The 18,720-nt window shown below is 66.7% G+C and carries 17 protein-coding genes; 5 read left to right on the plus strand and 12 right to left on the minus strand.

What is annotated here, in order from left to right:
• Positions 1-94: 94 nt before the first annotated feature.
• Both ACE37B_RS07720 and ACE37B_RS07725 read left to right on the plus strand, forming a co-directional pair.
• Entirely contained in the window at positions 95-586 is a 492-nt protein-coding gene (locus ACE37B_RS07720; protein WP_409922695.1) for a hypothetical protein, read from the plus strand.
• A 199-nt stretch (positions 587-785) separates the two neighbouring features.
• The gene (locus ACE37B_RS07725) at positions 786-1,583 is read left to right on the plus strand and encodes an enoyl-CoA hydratase (RefSeq protein WP_409922696.1); all 798 of its coding nucleotides are present in this window, start codon (positions 786-788) and stop codon (positions 1,581-1,583) included.
• A 78-nt stretch (positions 1,584-1,661) separates the two neighbouring features.
• Here the strand turns inward: ACE37B_RS07725 and ACE37B_RS07730 are convergent, their stop codons facing one another.
• Entirely contained in the window at positions 1,662-2,735 is a 1,074-nt protein-coding gene (locus ACE37B_RS07730) for a DUF459 domain-containing protein (protein WP_409922697.1), read from the minus strand.
• Between the two features lie 81 nt (positions 2,736-2,816).
• Here ACE37B_RS07730 and ACE37B_RS07735 point away from each other — a divergent pair, with 81 nt between their 5' ends.
• Complete coding sequence (locus ACE37B_RS07735) at positions 2,817-3,614, plus strand: hypothetical protein (protein ID WP_409922698.1); 798 nt, start codon at positions 2,817-2,819, stop codon at positions 3,612-3,614.
• Positions 3,611-4,513 (plus strand): PfkB family carbohydrate kinase, encoded by a 903-nt coding sequence (locus ACE37B_RS07740; RefSeq protein ID WP_409922699.1) that lies wholly within the window; start codon positions 3,611-3,613, stop codon positions 4,511-4,513. The genes ACE37B_RS07735 and ACE37B_RS07740 overlap by 4 nt, the downstream gene beginning before the upstream one ends.
• Positions 4,514-4,550: 37 nt before the next feature.
• Here the strand turns inward: ACE37B_RS07740 and ACE37B_RS07745 are convergent, their stop codons facing one another.
• The 6 genes from ACE37B_RS07745 to queF all read right to left on the minus strand — a co-directional run bounded on the left by ACE37B_RS07745 (position 4,551) and on the right by queF (position 11,397).
• A complete protein-coding gene (locus tag ACE37B_RS07745; RefSeq protein ID WP_409922700.1) occupies positions 4,551-5,582 on the minus strand; it encodes an adenosine deaminase in 1,032 nt (343 codons plus the stop codon).
• A 31-nt stretch (positions 5,583-5,613) separates the two neighbouring features.
• Positions 5,614-6,900, minus strand: coding sequence for an ABC transporter permease (locus tag ACE37B_RS07750; protein ID WP_409922701.1), 1,287 nt, complete (start codon positions 6,898-6,900; stop codon positions 5,614-5,616).
• Complete coding sequence (locus ACE37B_RS07755) at positions 6,897-8,048, minus strand: ABC transporter permease (protein WP_409922702.1); 1,152 nt, start codon at positions 8,046-8,048, stop codon at positions 6,897-6,899. Before ACE37B_RS07755 ends, ACE37B_RS07750 begins: the two co-directional genes overlap by 4 nt.
• Complete coding sequence (locus tag ACE37B_RS07760; RefSeq protein ID WP_409922703.1) at positions 8,045-9,577, minus strand: ABC transporter ATP-binding protein; 1,533 nt, start codon at positions 9,575-9,577, stop codon at positions 8,045-8,047. Before ACE37B_RS07760 ends, ACE37B_RS07755 begins: the two co-directional genes overlap by 4 nt.
• Before the next feature lie 165 nt (positions 9,578-9,742).
• Entirely contained in the window at positions 9,743-10,843 is a 1,101-nt protein-coding gene (locus ACE37B_RS07765; RefSeq protein WP_409922704.1) for a BMP family protein, read from the minus strand.
• 170 nt (positions 10,844-11,013) lie between these two features.
• Positions 11,014-11,397, minus strand: coding sequence for a preQ(1) synthase (gene queF, locus ACE37B_RS07770; protein ID WP_409922705.1), 384 nt, complete (start codon positions 11,395-11,397; stop codon positions 11,014-11,016).
• Positions 11,398-11,601: 204 nt separating this feature from the next.
• Between queF and ACE37B_RS07775 the strand changes: the two genes are divergently transcribed.
• Positions 11,602-13,011, plus strand: coding sequence for a plastocyanin/azurin family copper-binding protein (locus ACE37B_RS07775; RefSeq protein ID WP_409922706.1), 1,410 nt, complete (start codon positions 11,602-11,604; stop codon positions 13,009-13,011).
• A gap of 89 nt (positions 13,012-13,100) precedes the next feature.
• Here the strand turns inward: ACE37B_RS07775 and upp are convergent, their stop codons facing one another.
• The 5 genes from upp to ACE37B_RS07800 form a co-directional block, all read right to left on the minus strand.
• Positions 13,101-13,736: a uracil phosphoribosyltransferase gene (upp, locus tag ACE37B_RS07780; protein WP_409922707.1), complete on the minus strand. Its 636-nt coding sequence runs from the start codon at positions 13,734-13,736 to the stop codon at positions 13,101-13,103.
• A gap of 13 nt (positions 13,737-13,749) precedes the next feature.
• Positions 13,750-14,832: an adenosine deaminase gene (locus ACE37B_RS07785; RefSeq protein ID WP_409922906.1), complete on the minus strand. Its 1,083-nt coding sequence runs from the start codon at positions 14,830-14,832 to the stop codon at positions 13,750-13,752.
• Between the two features lie 42 nt (positions 14,833-14,874).
• Entirely contained in the window at positions 14,875-15,762 is an 888-nt protein-coding gene (locus tag ACE37B_RS07790) for a phytanoyl-CoA dioxygenase family protein (protein ID WP_409922708.1), read from the minus strand.
• Positions 15,763-15,829: 67 nt separating this feature from the next.
• Positions 15,830-17,497 carry a phospho-sugar mutase gene (locus tag ACE37B_RS07795; RefSeq protein ID WP_409922709.1) on the minus strand — a complete coding sequence of 556 codons (1,668 nt, stop codon included), beginning with the start codon at positions 17,495-17,497 and terminating at the stop codon, positions 15,830-15,832.
• A 158-nt stretch (positions 17,498-17,655) separates the two neighbouring features.
• Positions 17,656-18,717 carry an adenosine kinase gene (locus ACE37B_RS07800; protein WP_409922710.1) on the minus strand — a complete coding sequence of 354 codons (1,062 nt, stop codon included), beginning with the start codon at positions 18,715-18,717 and terminating at the stop codon, positions 17,656-17,658.
• Positions 18,718-18,720 lie beyond the last annotated feature (3 nt).

An 18,720-nucleotide genomic window follows, 5' to 3' on the forward strand; every position in this document is an offset into this window, starting at 1 on the left:
TCCTCGCACGCCGACCCCCACCATCATGCGACAGACGACCCCAGGCGAGCGACAGAGTGGGTCTGACCCACTCTGTCGCTTAGCCTTGCGCCAGATGCTCGATCACGTGTTCACCGATGCGATCAGCGCGCTGCGCGATGCGTTCGAAGCCGCCTTCCTCGAACGCCAGCCGTTCGAGGAACACTTCCAGTCCGACGTGCTCCTCGGCGACCTCACGTGGGAGACGAGCTATGGGCTTCCCGGCGAAGGCGAACCACCGCGGGTCGTCGCACACATCACCTTCGACTGGCCGTCGTGGAGCCAAGCTGCGTACCGACGTTGGTACGTCGACGACGAACTCGAGGTCCGGCCCGCGATCGAGATGGAGATCGTGTTGCGTGTCCAACAATTGGCAGCACCCGTCGATCCCGAACAGGTCTACGCCGCCATGCCCCAGTCGAGCCCGCTGATCGGCGACGACCGTCTCGAAAGGGCCGGGCTGACGACCGAGGTGTCGCATCCCGACCCCGACGGAGACCCGCTCGACTTCGCGGCAGAGTACGCCGTCGAGATCACCTACGAAGGGCTGTACGAGTTGGCAGAATAAACCGTCGCCGACGGACGCAGCAGTCTGCTCGACGACCACTTCGGCGCCCTCGGCGGCTGGATCGCCTCGACGCTCGTCAAGCTCGGCGATCTGAAGCTCAGCTTCCTGCCGACCGACTGAGATCGCGCTGCACCGGTCGGAGCCGGACGTGGTCGCCCGGGATGATGAGCCAGCCGAGTCGATGTGCTGGGATGGACGCATGGCTGAACCCGTGGTGCTGTACGACGTCGCCGACCGGATCGCGACGGTGACGATCAATCGACCCGAGGCGCGCAACGCGCTCTCGAGTGAGGTCCTGACCCTGCTCCCGCGGCTGCTGAGCGACGCCGAACACGACGACGCAGTCGACGTGATCATCCTGACCGGAACCGACCCTGCGTTCTCGGCCGGACTCGACCTCAAGGAACTCGGTTCCACCGGCGGGAACCTCGGTGGCTCGTCGTCGAGCGGCCGACCCGACGGTGCCAGCCCCAACGATCGCGGCGCTCGCGGCCCGTTCCCCAAGCTCACGAAACCGCTCATCGGAGCGATCAACGGGGTCGCCGTCACCGGAGGTTTCGAGCTGGCACTGAACTGCGACTTCCTCGTCGCGAGCGAGCACGCCAAGTTCGGCGACACCCACGCACGGGTCGGGGTCATGCCCGGCTGGGGGCTCACGGTCCTGCTCCCCCAGGCGATCGGCGTCAGACGGGCCCGCGAGATGAGCTTCACCGGCAACTTCATGGGCGCGGAGGAGTCGCTGCAGTTCGGACTCGTCAACCACGTCGTTGCGCATGACGAGTTGCTCCCGTTCACCCGTCAACTCGCCTCCGACATCGTCGGCAACGAGCAAGACGGCGTGCGTCAGATCCGCGAGACGTACGCATCGATCGCGACCGACGACGACGCATGGGAGACCGAGGCCCGCGACGGACGTGCGTGGCGACGCAGCCAGTTCAGCCCCGACAAGGTCGCCGCCCGCCGGGAGAAGATCCAGTCTCGCGGCAAGACGCAGTGACCACCCGCTGAGCGATCCGGGCCACCATCTCGCTGAACGAACCTGCTGAACCGAACGGCGACTCGCCGTCGTAGCGGATCAGATCGCGGCGCCCATGTCGCGCAGCGCATCCTGCACGGCCACGGCGATGTCGATTGCCAGGATCTCGGCACCGGTCGTGTTGAGATGGAACCCGTCGGAGGCACGAACGTCTTTGCCCACTCCGTCGCGCGGGTCGACGACGAACTCGGCCCAGTTGCCGTCTCGACCGGAGAACCGCTTCCAGGTGTCGATGAAGACGATCTCGGGTCGTTCGGCCGCTGCCGCCCTCACGGCTCGATCCTGAATCGCGAGGCGCGCCGTGACGTCGGCGTTGTCGTCGTTGGGAATACCGACCCAGATCACCTCGCGGTCGTTCTCGAGCAGTTGGTCCATGACCGCGCCTGCCCGCCGCTGGTACTCCTCGGTCCACTCGGCCTCGTTCGCCACGGGATCTCCGACGATGAACTCGAGTTCGGGTTGCGGCAACGAGAGCCCCTGCGAGTCATTGCCCCCGAAGGTGACGACCACGATGTCGGGGTCGACCTCTGGCAGCTTGCGGTCGAGTTCTTCGGGCCAGTTGAAGAAGTCGGGACGAGCGAGACCCGACGACACCTTGTAGTCGAGGGAGGTCTCGACGATGCGTGTGCCGTCGAGAAGCTGTTGGAGATAGGGCCCAAACGTGCCGGCGTCGCTGTCGCCGACGATGAAGACCTTGGCCGGGTTCGACGGCGACGGCGGACCGCTCGACGCTGGCTCCGGATCCGTCGTGGCCGCGCTGTCGCCAGTCGCCTCCTGGCCCGGTGTCAGCGCCACCCCCTCGACCTCGACGCCGGCGACGTCGGTCGCCTCCGTCGCTGGCTCGTCGGCGGCGTTCCCGTTGCCGGCGTCGGCGTCCGCTCCGGCGTCTGCCGCCGTGTCGGTCCCGGCTTCGGTCTCGGCCTCGGCTTCGCTCGGTGTCGCCGTCGTGGTGTCGCCGCTGTCGCCGTCATCGAGCAGTCCCACGACCGCCATGACGCTCGCGTACCCGATCACACCGAGGACGCACAGCACTCCCACGCGGCGAAGCCAATAGCGCTGTCGGCTGACCCGCTGACGAGGCGCGGAACGCGGTGGTGTCGTCGACGAGGCCACGCCCCAACGATACGTGCCCAGCAGCGATGTCAGACATCAGCGGCTCATCCCCGCAGCGGCCCCACCACTACGCTCGCGTCGATGACCGGTCCCTCTGCCTCCGCACAGCCGCTCGACGGACCGCTGGACCAGCCGCTCGACGGACCGCTGGGTGATGTCGACGTACTGGCGCGGATCTGGATTCCGGTCGGTCTCCCCGGCTTCAGCGGCGACGACAAACAGCGCCGCGCCGACCTGCTCGACGAACGCTGCGGGCCTGACGGCTGGCGATACCGGTTCGTGGTGCGCGGCGAACTCGTCGACTTCGATACCGCGATCGCCGAGTACGAGGAGGCGTACCGCGTCCACCTGCGGCGGAACCCGGCGATCGTCGACTGGCTGGTGACGCACTGCGCCAACGTCTACGACCACAGCGTCGACAACGTGCACGACGACGACTACGTACAGCCCGGTCCGGCCGCCAACCACTATCAAGACATCTCCGTGCGCCGCGTCGTCGCCGAACTCGCAGACGAGCAGCGTGCCACACAGGTCGTCGACGCACGCAGCGAGATGGCGTGGGGTGAGGCGACGGAGGCGATCGACCTCGGCACCGGCGAACGCCACCTGGTGCCGCGTGCACGAGGATTTCGCGGGCGCTACCTTGCCCAGATCCGCGATGCCGAGTCACCGGCGTACTTCCTCAATCCCGCCGTGGTGCCGGTCCACGATCCGGCGCTGATCACGACCCTGCCCGGGCGCCACGAGTGGTACCACCTCGAAGGGTGCGCTCACCTCTCGGTCGAGGCGTATTGGCAGATGGCCAAGGTGATCGAAGTGCGCTACGACCGCTTCCTCGCGCTCGGCGACCTTCGCCACGACCCGCTGGCCGACGTATGACCTCGACGATCACTGCCCGCTTGCTCGGCCCGCTCAGCATCGACCAGTACCGAGGCACGGTCGACGACGCCGACACCAGCGACCACGCCGATCTGCCGGGCGGCGGAGCGCTCAACATGGCGTTCCACTGGGCTCGGCGAGGACTCGAAGTGGAGGTGATCAGCCGCGTGTCGAGCGACCGGTCCGAGCTCTTCGACGCGTTCTGTGACCGTCACGGCATCAACTCGACGCCAGACCTGATCGCCGATGGACCGGCCTGTACCGTCGACATCCGGTTCGCCGACGACCGCCAACCCGTCATGGATCAGTTCGTCGAAGGGGTCCTCGCCGACGTGCGGGTGACCGTCGACGAAGCCGACCGCCTCTTCGGCGCATCGCCGAGTCATCTCGTGCTGGTCGAGGTCGTCGATCGGGAACTCCACCGTCTCGCTGCCGAGCGCCTGGTTGGTGCAGCGCCGCTCACCGGCGACTTTCTCAGCGCTCGTCATCTCACCGTCGAGCGGTTCGCCGCGACCCTGCGACACCTCGACATCGGCTTCGTCGGGTGGCCCGGCCGACCCGACGATGCTGGAGCCACGGAACTGGCGAATCGGGCGGTCGAGGCATCGTCGCTTCTCGTGATGACCTTCGGGTCGCAGGGCGTTCGGGTGATCGACGGGCGAACCGAACGACGCCGCGACCACTGGTTCGAGGTCGATCCCGTCGAGGTGATCGGAACGACGGTGGGGTGCGGCGACGCGTTCATCGCCGCGTTCCTCGCAGAGTGGTATCGCTCGGAGCGCATCGATGCCGCCGTCGACGCCGGCCGCGCACTCGGCGCCGAAGCCACCTCCTGGCTGCGCCCGCTCCCCGACCACGCCTACCACTGGCCCGCTCGGGGCGTCACGGTCTGTGTCTGACACACACCGTGACGCCTGGCGCGACTGATCGATCAGGTCACAAGCTGGCGAGAATCTCGCGGCGACGTTCGATCGGCGCGAACCCTGCGGCCACGCCGTTGCGGACCAACTGACGAACCTCGTCGTCGGTCAGACCGAACGTCGAGCGCAGGAGTGCCATCTCCGTCGACGGCATCACCGCGCTCATCAGCCGGTTGTCGGTGTTGACGCTGACGTCGAAGCCGGCGCGCAGCATCGGGCCGATCGGATGGCTGGCGATGTCGGGCACCGCTCCGACATGCACGTGACACGTCGGTGCCATCTCGAGCGGGATCTGACGATCGAGAACGAACCGCGCCAAGGGACCCATCGAGGTGATCTCACCATCGTCGATCGTCATGTCGGCGAGGAGCCGGACCCCGTGGCCGATGCGGTGGGCCCCATGGGCCAACGCATCGCTGATCAGTTCGAGATCGGGAGGTTCGGACGCGTGAATGGTGATGTTGAGATGCCGTTCGCGGGCAAACTCGAGCGCCTCGGCATGCAATGACGGCGGCCAGCCCGTCTCGGCGCCGGCCAGATCGAAGGCCAGCACCTTGTCGTCGTCCTCGCGCAACCGATCGACGAGTTGCGCGATCTCCATCGAGCGCTGCTCGGTCCGCATCGCACACAAGATCGCTCCGATGTAGATGTCCGCGCCGCCAGCTCGAACCTCGGCCTCACCGCGCCGGAACCCCGCGGTGACCGCCGCGACCACGGCATCGAGCGACAGGCCCTGCTGTTGATGCAGCTCGGGAGCGAAGCGAACCTCGGCGTACACCACACCGTCTGCGGCCAAATCGACCGCCGCCTCGTACGCGACGCGTTCGATGTGTTCTTCTGTTTGCATCACCGCCAGCGTGTGCTCGAAGGTCGCGAGGTACTGCAGCAAGTCGCCCGACGCTGCCCCGGCGGTGAACCATGCGGCCAGCGCCGACGGCTCGGTGGTCGGTAGCTGCCAGTCGATCGAGTCGGCGATGTCGAGCACCGTGGCGACGCGCAGACCGCCGTCGAGATGGTCGTGGAGGAGCGACAGCCCGACGTCGCTCACGACGCCAACCCCCAAGAATCGGCATGCATCGTCAATGCTCCTCACCGGAGACGAACGGTCGACCCGTATACGCGGGAGGTCGCAATCGTTGCGCCGCGGTGGCGAGCACGATCAGCGTCAGGACGAACGGCACCGACTTGGTCAGCGGCTCGGGTACTTCGTCGACCGCGACGAACGCGAGCAGTGACAGTGCTGCGAGCACGCCGATCACGACCGCCGGGACGACCTTGCGCTTCATCACCGCTCGGATCATCGCGACGAGACCAACGATCGCGAACACCAAGAAGAGTTTGGGTACGGCCTTCGAGCCGACCAACTGCAATGCCTCACCGAAGCCGAACAGCGCCGAACCGCCGAGCACACCGGTCGGCCGCCAATTCCCGAAGATCGCCGTCGCCAGGCCGATGTACCCGCGTTCTTGCGTCTGCCCCTGTCGATAGAAGGAGGTGGCCACGATCGCGAGGAAACCACCGCCGAGCCCGGCCAGGCCTCCGCTGATCAGCATCGCCTGGTAGCGCAGCGGCACGATCTTGACACCCAGCGATTCCGCGGCGTGCGGCTGTTCGCCCGACGAGCGGATCCGCAGGCCGAACCGAGTCCGCCAGAGCACGAAGAACGTCACCGGAACCAGCACGAGCGCGAGGATCGACAAGTACGACACGTCGATCGTCAGTCCGCGCAGGATGCCCGCCGCGTCGGAGATGAGGAACCACCCGCGTTTCTCGAGGTTGCCGAGCACGTCCGGCGTTCCCCATCCTCCCGAGAGCACCGGCAGACTCAACTTGCCGATCGACGACGTCTGCTGCGGCGACTGCGTGATGCCACCACCCTGCTCGCCCACGAAGATCAACTCCGACAGGTAGCGCATCGCACCGAGGGCGAGGATGTTGATCGCGACGCCGGAGATGACGTGGTCGACGTTGAAACGGGTCACCGCAACACAATGGATGAGACCTCCGATCGAGCCGCCGAGGATGGCGAACAGCACGCCGACGTACGCGCCCCACTGCCAGGCCGCCCACCCACCGAACCACGTACCGAGGATCATCATCCCCTCGATACCGATGTTGACGATGCCGACGCGGTCGGCCCAGAGCGCTGCGAGGCCAGCGAGCAGAATCGGGATCGTGGCTCGAAGCGCTGCGCCGACCGTGATCGACGACGTCAACGCACTCGCATCGGTCGTGAAGCGGACGATCGACAACAGCACGAACAGGCCACCCGCGAGCAGCAACGCGACGCGCCACTTGCGACCGCGCGCCAACGAGGTCGGCACCGGCGCACCGGTCGCTCCGACTGGCTGATCGACGACGGTCATTCCCCGGCCTCCATGCTGAGGCGGGCCGCAGCCCGCTCGGTCGTGCGCTTCGTGTACCACCGATTGACGATGCCGTTGACGATCACGACCGAGAACAGGGTGATGCCCTGGATCACGTTGACGATCGACCGCGGGATCCCCACGAGCTGCAACGGTCCGGCCGATGCTTCGAGGAAGCCCCAGAGCACGCCAGCCAGCACGATGCCGACCGGATGGTTTCGGCCGAGCAAGGCGACCGACAGGCCGCTGAAGCCATAGCCGCTCGGGCGAGACGGACCGTAGGCACCGGCATCACCGATCAAGTACTGGAGTCCGGCGAGTCCGGCCACACCGCCCGAGATCAGCATCGCGACCAGCACCATCTTCTTCGAGCTGATACCCGACGTGGACGCGGCCGTCGGGTTCAACCCCGAAGCTCGAAGTCGGAACCCGAACCGGCTCTTCGACACGAGCACGTAGTAGGCCGCCGCGACGATCAGCGAGACGACCAAGAAGCCGTTGACCCGCCCGTCCACGATGTCGGGCATGAGGCCCGAGTCGGGAATCGGTTTCGTGCGAACGTCGAGCGAGCCCGTGCCGTCGTCGAAACGGAAGAAGTCGTTGAACAGCCAGTCGATGATCTGCAGCGCGATCGCGTTGAGCATGATCGTGCTGATGATCTCGCTCACCCCGAGTTGCACCTTGAGATAGCCGGCGATGCCGGCCCAGAAGGCACCGGCTGCAGCGCCGACAACGAGGATGAACAGCACGTGGATCGGCCCGGGCAGATCCACATACGCGCCGGCGACCGCCGCCCAGAACATCCCGAAGAGGTACTGCCCCTCGACGCCGATGTTGAACAGGTTCATCTTGGCGGCCACGGCGAACGCGATCGCCGAGATGACGAACGGAATCGCCCGTTCGATCGTCTCGTACTGGAACCGAGTCGTCGTCGCCGTGTCCCACATCGTCGACAGCACGTCGAGTGGGCTCTTGCCGGTGAGCACGAGCAGTGCAGCGCTCAAGATCAAGGCGATGATCACGGCGGAGACCGAGCTCCCGGCCATCACCAAACCGGCCTCGAGACGCGCCCTGCGGCGTTCCGCGGTGAGTCCCGGGTGCTTCGGTCGTTCGACCGGATCGCTCGGTGGATCGTCGATGATGCTCACGCCGCACGCTCCGGCCGTCCACCGGTCATGTAGGTGCCGAGGATCTCGGGGGTGGCCTCGGCGGGTTGGAGTTCGGCGTGGATGAGGCCGTCGAACATCACGATGATTCGGTCGGACAAGGCGATCAGCTCCTCCAGGTCGGCGGTGATCAGCAAGACAGCGAGGCCGTCGTCACGTTCGGCACGCAGATGATGCCAGATCGTCGCCTGGGCGCCGACGTCGACACCGCGGGTGGGATGGGCGGCGATCATCACGCTCGGGTTGCTGTCGAGTTCTCGGCCGACGAGCAGCTTCTGCTGGTTGCCGCCCGACAGCGCATACGCCGGGACGGTCTCATCGGGGGTGCGCACGCCGAACTTGTCGATCGTGTCGAGGGTGGCATCTCGTACAGCCTTCTGATTCACGAACGCGCCCGACCTGAACGGCGGCTCCTCGTCACGGGTGAGGAGCAGGTTCTCCCACAGCGGTGCATCGAGCATGAGACCTTCGGAGTGGCGGTCGAACGGGATGTAACTGAGACCGGTTTCGAGTCGCTGCCGGGTCGACAGCATCGTGACGTCATTGCCGTCGAGGCGGATCGTTCCTTCGCTCTCGACCAGGCCCAGGATGGCCTGGCACAGCTCGTATTGTCCGTTGCCTTCGACACCGGCGACGCCGAGGATCTCGCCTGACCGGACGGCGAACGAGGCGTCGCTCACGAGCGGCTTCGACACTCCCGGCACAGGATTCGCAACGGTCAGCGATGTCACCTCGAGGCGAACCTCGTCGCTGATGGTCGTCGTGCGAGGCTCGGCAGAGGGCAGTGCATCGCCGACCATCAGCTCGCCGAGACCGGTCTGGGTCACCTCGGCGGGCTTGACCGACGCCACGGTCGTTCCCGCTCGGATCACGGTGATGTCGTCGCTGACCGCGAGGACCTCGTCGAGCTTGTGGGAGATGAAGATCACGGTGGCGCCATCGGCAACGAGTTGGCGCAGGTTCTCGAACAACTCGTCGACCTCTTGGGGAACCAACACGGCGGTGGGTTCGTCGAGGATGAGGATCTTCGCGCCGCGGAAGAGCACCTTGAGGATCTCGACCCGCTGGCGCTGACCGACTCCGAGCTCCGAGACGAACGCGTCGAGGTCGATGCTGATGCCGGCGTTCTTGGCGATGCGGGCCAGTTCGGTTCGCGCGGACTTCATGTCGAGCCTGATGCCGTTGGTCGGTTCGGCACCGAGGATGATGTTCTCGAGCACCGTGAAGTTCTCGGCGAGCATGAAGTGCTGGTGCACCATGCCGATCCCGGCATCGATCGCATCGGATGGCGAACGGAAATGCTGCTCGAGGCCGTTGACGACCACCGTGCCCTTCTCGGGCTGGTGCATGCCGTACAACGTCTTCATCAAGGTCGACTTGCCAGCACCGTTCTCACCGATGATCGCGTGAATCGTCTGTGGGTCGACGGTGATGTTGACGTCGTGGTTGGCGATCACGCCGGGGAATCGCTTCTCGATTCCGATCAATTCGACCGCTGGTGTTGCGCTCATGTGACTCCTTGGGCCGTGCCCACCGACCGACGGTGTGATCGGTGCAGCGTAGACGCACAACGCCCGGAGGCCGAAACCCCCGGGCGCTGCATCGCATGTTCTTCACACGCTGTTCTTCGAATCAGGCCGAACGTGTCGACCTGATGAAATCAGTGACCTGAACGATCACTCCGGAGCGGTCGGCACGACGATCGTGCCGTCGATGACCTGCTGCTTGAGGTCTTCGAGCTCGGCCTCGTAGGCATCGAGGTACCCACCGGAGGTGGAGTAGCCCACACCGTCGGTCGACAGGTCGTAGGTGACGAAGCCACCTGCGAGCGTGCCGGCGATCGCCGCTTCGGCGATGGCGAACACAGCGTTGTCGACCCGCTTGAGCATCGAGGTCAGGATGTGCTCCTGCTGCTCGGGCGACGCGGTGAGGTACTGGTCGGAGTCGACGCCGATGGCCCACTTGTCGGCCTCGACGGCCGCTTCGATGGTGCCCTGGCCCGACCCGCCGGCGGCGGTGTAGATGACTTCCACGCCGTCGGCGTACCAAGCAGTGGCGATTTCCTTCGCCTTGTCGGGCGCTGCCCAAGCGGAGTCGTCACCGGCAGCGCCGAGGTACTGGACCTCGACGGTGATGTCGGGGTTGACCTGCTGGGCGCCAGCGACGTAGCCGGCTTCGAACTTCTTGATGAGGTCGATCTCCTGACCACCGATGAAGCCGAGCTGGTCACATTCGCAAGCGAGCGCGGCAGCGGCACCGACGAGGAACGAGCCCTGCTCTTCGGCGAAAGCCACCAACGTCACGTTGGCCGGAGCGTCGGGGATGAACCCGTCGATCACAGCGAACTGCGTGTCGGGGAAGTTGGCCGATGCCTCGGCGACTGCGTCACCGAAGGAGAAGCTGATCGCGACGACCGGGTTGGCGCCGGCACCAGCCAGCGTCTCCACGTTCGGCCCGCGGTCATCGGCGCCAGCGGCTTCGAGTTCCTGCAGCGCGACGCCGAGTTCGGCTTCGGCTCGGTCGGCGCCACGGCCAGCCGAGTCGTTGAACGTTCCGTCGCCGCGGCCGCCGGTGTCGAAGGCGATACCGAGCGTGACGTCGGATTCAGCAGCCGGCTCGTCGGCGGGCTCTTCGGCCGGGGCCTCGTCGGCAGGCTCTTCGGTGACATCCTCGGCAGGCTCGTCAGCAGGTTCGCTGCTGTCGTCGTCACTGCCACAGGCAGCCAGGACCAGTGCGGTGGCGAGACCCGCCGCCGCGAGGCGCTTGTGCTTGATCATGTGTTCCCCCTTCTCGGGACATTATGTGGTGTTCGCTTGTTCACGGTGAACCGGCACAGGCTAACCGAGTTGGCGGGTCCCTCGGCCCGCAGGGCGCCACGCGCTGATGAACAACGTGTTTCCCGACCGACGCATGCCAGGTCACGCGACAACAGCTACGCAGCAGATACTCACCGCTCCAGGTGACTGACCGCACGGACCTCGATCCCGCCGCGCGGACGCTGCGTGAGGGTCACGGTGACGCTGGTCGGCTGAGCGCTGGTCATGATCTCCGTGGCGATCTCCACTGCGAGCGCCTCGGCGAACACCGCTCGGTCGCGAAAGCCCCACAGAAACAGCTTGAGGCTCTTCGACTCGACGCACCACTCGTCGGGGGCGTACTCGATCACGACGCTCGACAGGTCGGGCTGTTCGGTGACCGGGCACATCGAGTTCAACTCGTCGTTGGTGAACGTCACGGTCGTGATGCCGGTCGGCGCCGGAAACACCTCGACGTGCTCGATCGCGTGCCGCACGGTCGCACCGAGCACCGTGAGTTTCCCGGTTTCTGCCATGCGGTCGAGGCTACCGATGCCCTCCCCCTCCCGCGATGAGCATCATCCGCTCGCTGCCGGATCATCCTCATCGCGGCGGGGTCCCCTGCTCGTGCGATGAGCATCATCCGCTCGCTACCGGATCATCCTCATCGCGGCGGGGTGGCGGGGCACTACGGTCAACAGCGCACGCAACCGTTGCCGTGATCACGAAGGACGCACAACATGACGCACAACATGACGCACAAGATGCGGACGCCGATCATCGCCATCGGGCTCGTCGGGGCGCTGACACTGGCCGCGTGTGCGGGCTCGAACGACGACACCGGCGACACCGGCACACCCGCTCCCACGACGACGAATCCGCCGACGCCTGCGTCGTCGAGCGCCCCGCTCGACCCAGCCGACACGACACCCACGGTTCGCGAATCGACCACCACGGTCGCAGCGCCGACGACGATCGATCCGGCCGAGGCTCGGACCGCCGAGCAGATGAACGCCTACATCGAGCAGGCCGCTGCGTTCGATCAGGCGGGCGCCGACGCGCAGTTCCCCGAGGGCCTCACGTTCGCGGCAGGCGGAGCGCCCGGATACAGCCGTTACGTGTTCCGCGAAAACTCCGTCGGTGTCGTCCCCACCCTCGTCGAAGGCCCCATCGACGACGCGGTCCGCTGCCAACAGACCGATCTGCCATGCAGCTACCTCGAACTGAAGGAACTGCACGAATCTGGGGCACCGATCCCGCCGCAGTTGCAAATGACCCCCGACGAACTGACCGGACTCGTCGCGCAACTCGACGAGTTGAGCGAGTTCGCCGTCGCTCATCGCGACATCGACACCGCATGTGCCGCAGGGTTCATCAGCGACCGAATCCAGACGCCGAACATGGGCACCCATCTCTACCGAGTCGACTGGATCGCCGACGGCTTCGACCCGTCCCGGCCCGAAATCCTGCTGTACGCCCTCGCCGACGACACGCTCCCCTCGGGCCCGCTCGGGCAATGCGAGGACGGCACCTGGAGCGGCGATCCGATGAAACTGATCGGTACGTCGTTCATCATCCCGCCGCAGATCATCGGCAACGAGCATCCCGAGACCTTCGACGGCCCCCTCGACAACTGGCACATCCACTACAACCTGTGCCGCGGAGCAAGCGAAGGCCGCGACTCGTTCCTCCCCCGCTCGGAATGCGAAGCCGCCGGCGGGTCGTTCAGCGCTGCGCTCGGGTGGATGATCCACGCGTGGGTCGAGCCCGGGCACGACAACGACCTCGGCGTGTTCGCGATGTGGAACTCCACGGTGGCTCCGATCCTCGACGCGAATTCGATCCGCGAAAGTCGCGAAGTGCGCGGCTCCGACTTTCCCGAAGGTGCTCAGCAGTCGTTGATCACCGACTTCATGTACACCGGCGAACTCAACGTCACGGTCGGCCAGTCACTGTTCTTCAACAACGTCGATGCCGTCCCGCACACGGTCAGCTCCGGAACGTTCGAGTCGCCTGCACTCGACGAGTTCGACTCCGGGCTGCTCGCTCCGGGTACCAACTACGAACTCTCCTTCGACGAGCCCGGCGTCTACAGCCTCTTCTGCACCCTGCACCCCGACATGGTCGCCACCGTCAACGTGGATCGGTAGATCGACGTGCCGGCGCGGTCAACACGGTGTCTGACACCAGACTGATGCGTCAACGCGGTGTCTGACACCAGACTGACGCGAGATCGACATCACGCGGGTGCACCGAATTGGCGGTCGCCGGCGTCGCCGAGGCCGGGGACGATGTAGGCATCGTCGTTGAGGCGATCGTCGACGGACGCCGTGAACAGTGTGACGTCGATACCCGACTCGGCGACGGCCGAAATGCCTTCGGGGGCGCACAGCGCGCACACGACGGTGAGCGGTTGCTGAGCGCCGCGCTCGACCAACAGCTGCAGCGTGTGGATCAGCGAGCCGCCGGTCGCCAGCATGGGGTCGACGACGATGACCGGTCGATCCCCGATGTCGTCGGGGAGCTTGTTGACGTAGGGCTCCGGCTCGTGGGTTGCTTCGTTGCGTGCGATGCCGATGAAGCCGATGTCGGCGTTGGGGAGCAACTGCTGCGCCGGAGCCAGGAACCCGAGACCGGCCCGGAGGATCGGCACGATCACGGGTTGGACGGCGAGCCGAATCGCGGAGGTCTCGGTCAGCGGGGTGACGACCGTGCCCTCGACGGTCGGCAGCGTCTGCGTCGCTTCGGCGATGAGCAGCATGCCGATCCGTTCGAGATGTTGGCGGAACAACGCGTTGGGGGTGTCGATGTCACGGATGCGCGTGAGCGCATCGAGCACGAGCGGGTGATCGACGATGACGGTTTCGACAGACATGGTCGCCAGCCTGTCAGACCCCGAGTTGCTGTTCGGCTTTGAGCATCGCGTAGCGCGGCTTGATCAGCCCGTCGATGATCTTGATCCGCTCGGGGAACGGAGCGAACGCCGACTTCACCGCGTTGACCGTGAGCCACTGGAGATCGTCGAGCCCCCAGCCGAACGCCTCGCAGCATGCGATCATCTCGTCGGTCATCGACGTGTCGCTCATCAACCGGTTGTCGGTGTTGAGCGTCACACGGAACCGCAGACGGCGCAGCATCCCGATCGGATGCTCGGCGATGGTGGCGGCGACCCCCGTGTTGACGTTCGAGGTCGGACACACTTCGAGCGGGATCCGACGATCACGGATGTAGGTGGCGAGCTGGCCGAGCGTGGCGTCGCCCGCCTCGTCGAGCTCGATGTCGTCGACGAGGCGCACCCCGTGCCCGAGTCGCTCGGCCCCGCAGAACTGCACCGCCTCCCAGATCGACGGCAGCCCGAACGCTTCGCCCGCATGGATCGTCGAATGGAAGTTCTCCCGCTTGACGTATTGGAACGCGTCGAGGTGTCGCGTGGGTGGGAACCCGGCCTCGGGCCCGGCGATGTCGAAGCCGACGACACCGTTGTCACGGTGGCGGACGGCGACCTCGGCGATCTCGAGACTCCGAGCCGCTTGGCGCATCGCGGTGACCAAGCCGTAGATGAAGAGGTCGGTGCCTTCGGCGCCACGCCGGAACCCCGCCATCACGGCCTCGACGACCTCGTCCAACGTGAGCCCGCCGTCGATGTGCAGTTCGGGAGCGAAGCGGACCTCGGCATACACCACGCCGTCGGCGGCGAGATCGACGGCGCACTCGTAGGCCACACGCTCGATCGCGTCGCGGTGCTGCATCACCCCGACGGTGTGTGCGAACGTCTCGAGATACAGCACGAGGTCGTTGCGCTTGGCGCCACGGTTGAACCAGCGGGCGAGCTCGTCGACATCGGTCGTCGGGAGGTCGGCGTAGCCGAACTCGCTGGCGAGTTCGATCACCGTCTGAGGGCGGAGGCCACCATCGAGGTGGTCGTGGAGCAGCGCCTTGGGCGCCCGCTGGATGAGATCGGCCATCGACATGGCGATCACGCTACCGACCGTGCAGACGGCGCCCGTCGGGGATCAGCGGGCGAGGGGGCGCAGCGGCATGTCCGCCGGGCGTTGCAACCAGTTCCAGTCGGGATAGTCGGCCTGGCCGGAGATGCAGTGGAGGCTGTACGCGTGGCGGCTGGTGCCCGAACGATTCGGGCCGCTCCAGTGCGGAAGCAGGCCGTGCAACACGACGAGCGTGCCCGCTTCGACCTCGAGCGGTACGAGCGAGGACGTCGTCGCGTCGAGTTCGACCGGCGGTGCGGGCAACGGCTCGGGATCGAGCACATCGAACACGGTGCCGTCGGACGACGCCGGGTCGTCGAGGTCGTTGCGCTTGAACACCTGTCGCAGCGAGCTGCGGTGAGCGCCGGGGGCTGCCCACAGACACCCGTTGTCGAGCGTGGCATCTTCGATGGCGAACCAGAACCCGGTGACGGTCACGGGATCGGTGTAGAGGAACGTCGCGTCCTGGTGACACGACACCTCGCCACCGATCCGCGGCTGCTTGAAGATGTACATCGACTGCAACGCGAGCGCGTCGACGAGCCCGATGTCGTCGGCCACCTCGGCGAGGCGCGGATCGTACGCGAAGCGCTCGAACTCGTCGTCGAGATCGTGCTGAGCGTGCCCGATCTTGTTGATGCTCAGCATCTTCGGTTGCGCGAGTTCTCCGTCCGGACCGAACGCTTCCTCCTCGAAGAAGCACCATGACGTCGCACCGGAATCGAGGAACTCGCGATTCGATTGCCGCTCCTGCTCGTTGGTCGTGAACACCGAGCGGTGCTCCGATGGCTCCCACGCGTCGACCATCTCGTTGGCACGCGCCTGGAGCCGCTCGCAGGACGCTCGGCTCGCGAAGCCGGGCACGGTGACGAACCCGTCGCGTTCGAAGGCGGCAACTTGCTCGGTCGTCAGCACGCCACGACTGTACTGGCCAGGCGCTCGCCCGGCGACGGGCTCCGAGCGCTGCGCGTCACCCTCGGAGTCAGTTCGCCGGTGCGGTCGCGGCGAGCGCGGCCAACAACTCGTCGAGGACGGCCACGTCGATGTCGACGCCTTCGCCGTAGAGCTTGACCTTCGGCTCCGTACCGCTCGGACGGATCTGGATGCGCACGCCACCGTCCAGCATGAGGCGAACCAAGCCCGCCTCCGGATACGTCGACACCGATTCGACCGCTCGATCCCCGACCGTCGCTGGTGGCGAGGCTTCGACGTCGTCCACCCACGCCGCACCGGCGGCCGGTTCCATGCGGACCGACAACTCGGCGGTGACGTAGCGACCGAACTCGTCGGCGATCGCGTCGAGGCGGCCCTGCAGCGTCACACCGTCGGCAGCCGCGCACGCAGCGATCTCGGCCATCAGCACGGCGGCCGAGATGCCGTCCTTGTCGAGCGGTCGGTCGGTGACGAGATACCCCAGCGCCTGCTCGTAGCCGAGCACGAACCGCTGGCCGATCGCTGCACGTTCGGTCGCGATCTTTCCGATCCACTTGAAACCGGTGAAGGTCTCCTCCGCGTGTACGCCGCGGGCCGCGGCCATGCGACCGAGCAGCGACGACGACACCAGCGTGGTCACCACCAGCCGGTCGTCGCCGGTGGTGTTGGCCAGGATGTGATCGGCGAACAGCCAACCGATCTCGTCGCCGCTCAGCTTGCGCCAGCCTCCATCGTCGGTCGGGATGGCAACACCCAGGCGGTCGGCATCGGGGTCGTTCGCGAGGGCGATCGCCGCGCCCGATTCCTGCGCCGTCTCGAGCAGCAGATCCATCGCGCCCGGCTCCTCGGGATTCGGGAACGCGACGGTCGGGAACCGAGCATCGGGGAGGTGCTGTTCGACGACCGGGATCGGCGGCTCGAACCCGGCCGCAGCGAACGCCAACTCGATCGTCTCGGCGCCGACCCCATGCATCGCGCTGTACGCCACCGGAACCCCCGGAACCTCCGGACGCAACCGAACCGCCGGGATCGACGCCACGTACGCCTCCTGCCACGACAGGTCGAGTCGGCGAATCAGATGATCGTCTTCCTGCGCGAGCGGCACCGCGAGCGGGTCGAACGCGCCGATGCAGGCGGAGATCTGCGTGTCGACCGGGCTGACGATCTGCGAGCCCGTCTCGAGGAAGACCTTGTACCCGTTGTCGGCGGGCGGATTGTGCGACGCCGTCACGACGACACCAGCGGCAGCCTCGAGACCCGTGATCGACCAGGCCAACACCGGTGTCGGCTGCACCCCGGGATGCAGCATCGAGCGGATGCCCATCGCCGCGAGCACCCGTGCCGTGTCGAGCGCGAAGAGGTCGCTCTTGCGTCGAGCATCGTGCGCGATCACGACGCCGCGCTCGGCCGCCCGATCGATCCGACCCGCAGCCTGCTCGTCGAGTAACCACCGGCCGAGTCCCGCGGCCGCCTGGCGAACGACCAGCCGATTCATCCGCATCGGCCCAGCCGCAACGGCCGCCCGGAGACCGGCAGTGCCGAACTGGAGGCGACCGGAGAAGCGCTGCGCGAGATCGGAACGAGCAGCCGCCCGCTCCTCGGGGTCGTCGGACCGGGCCGCCTCGACGAGATCGACGAGTTCGACGCGCAGGTCCTCGTCGGGTTCGGCGGCGTTCCACGCCTCGGCGGCGTCGATGATCTCGTCGAATTCACTCATCGGGGTCCTCTCGTTTCGTCACGTCGTCACGGCGGCGATGTCGGCTGGACCGACGCCGGAGTCGTGCTGGTGGGTGCTGGCGCGTTCGGGTCGATCCTCGCGCACTTCGATCGGGTGCAGCGACGAGGCACGAGCGACAGGCCGGGGCGACACGCAGGTCAGATCAGCGTGCGGAGGTCGACGAGCGGGCGCGGGCCGACGTGGCTGATGACTTCGGCGGCGGCGACCGAACCGAGACGACCGCATTCGGCGAGGTCGGCGCCGGTCGTGAGGCCGTGCAGGAAGCCCGCGGCGAACAGGTCGCCGGCGCCGGTCGTGTCGAGCACCCGCTCGACCGGCACCGACGGCACCTCGATGACGTCGTCGGCGGTGATGATCACGCAGCCCGCTGCGCCACGCGTGATGGCAGCCATCGAGCACTCGGCGCGCAGCGCGGCGACGGACGCGTCGAACGAGTCGAGTTCGTACAGGGCGAGCAGTTCGGCCTCGTTGCCGAACAGCAGGTCGACCTCGTCGGCGACGAGCGATCGGAAATCGTCCCGGTGGCGGTCGACGCAGAACGAGTCCGACAGCGTCAGCGACACGAGCCGGTCGTGGCGGTGGGCCACCTGAGCGGCATGGCGAAACGCGGCCTTCGCATCGTCGCGGTCGAACAGGTAGCCCTCCATGTAGAGCACGCTCGAGTCGGCGATGGCCTCGTCGTCGACGTCACCGACGTTGAGGTCGCTCGACACGCCGAGGTAGGTGTTGAGGGTGCGCTCGGCGTCGGGGGTCACGACGATGACGCACCGGCCGGTCGGAGTTCCGTGTACGACACCGCCACCTCGGAACGACACACCGACCGCTCGCATGTCGTGCCCGAACACCTCGCCGAGGTCGTCGGCATCGACCTTGCCGATGTACGCGGCCCGACCGCCGAAGCTCGCCACCCCGCACATCGTGTTGGCTGCCGAGCCTCCGCTCATCTCGACCGCCCCGTCGAGCGCTCGATACAACTCCGTGGCCCGATCGCTCTCGATCAGCGTCATCGACCCCTTGACCAACTCGAACTCCCCGAGGAAGTCGTCGGACGCGTGGGCGATCACGTCGACGAGCGCGTTGCCGATTCCGACGACGTCGAAACGAGTCGGTCGCGACGACCGCGATGACGACCCGGCGAACCAGGACGCCGCCGACCCGGACACGGACGACGAGGGCGAGTTGGACGTCGGAGTCGACACGGC

This window comes from Ilumatobacter sp., assembly GCF_046290335.1.
GTDB lineage: Bacteria > Actinomycetota > Acidimicrobiia > Acidimicrobiales > Ilumatobacteraceae > Ilumatobacter_A.

What these genes read in the sequence shown, in the direction of transcription:
- upp (WP_409922707.1), bottom strand. Translation starts at nt 13,736, where the DNA reads ATGTCTGTCGAAACCGTCATCGTCGATCACCCGCTCGTGCTCGATGCG.
- ACE37B_RS07720 (WP_409922695.1), top strand. Translation starts at nt 95, where the DNA reads ATGCTCGATCACGTGTTCACCGATGCGATCAGCGCGCTGCGCGATGCG.
- ACE37B_RS07750 (WP_409922701.1), bottom strand. Translation starts at nt 6,900, where the DNA reads ATGACCGTCGTCGATCAGCCAGTCGGAGCGACCGGTGCGCCGGTGCCG.
- ACE37B_RS07785 (WP_409922906.1), bottom strand. Translation starts at nt 14,832, where the DNA reads ATGTCGATGGCCGATCTCATCCAGCGGGCGCCCAAGGCGCTGCTCCAC.
- ACE37B_RS07760 (WP_409922703.1), bottom strand. Translation starts at nt 9,577, where the DNA reads ATGAGCGCAACACCAGCGGTCGAATTGATCGGAATCGAGAAGCGATTC.
- ACE37B_RS07795 (WP_409922709.1), bottom strand. Translation starts at nt 17,497, where the DNA reads ATGAGTGAATTCGACGAGATCATCGACGCCGCCGAGGCGTGGAACGCC.
- ACE37B_RS07765 (WP_409922704.1), bottom strand. Translation starts at nt 10,843, where the DNA reads ATGATCAAGCACAAGCGCCTCGCGGCGGCGGGTCTCGCCACCGCACTG.
- ACE37B_RS07725 (WP_409922696.1), top strand. Translation starts at nt 786, where the DNA reads ATGGCTGAACCCGTGGTGCTGTACGACGTCGCCGACCGGATCGCGACG.
- ACE37B_RS07735 (WP_409922698.1), top strand. Translation starts at nt 2,817, where the DNA reads ATGACCGGTCCCTCTGCCTCCGCACAGCCGCTCGACGGACCGCTGGAC.
- ACE37B_RS07775 (WP_409922706.1), top strand. Translation starts at nt 11,602, where the DNA reads ATGACGCACAACATGACGCACAAGATGCGGACGCCGATCATCGCCATC.
- queF (WP_409922705.1), bottom strand. Translation starts at nt 11,397, where the DNA reads ATGGCAGAAACCGGGAAACTCACGGTGCTCGGTGCGACCGTGCGGCAC.
- ACE37B_RS07740 (WP_409922699.1), top strand. Translation starts at nt 3,611, where the DNA reads ATGACCTCGACGATCACTGCCCGCTTGCTCGGCCCGCTCAGCATCGAC.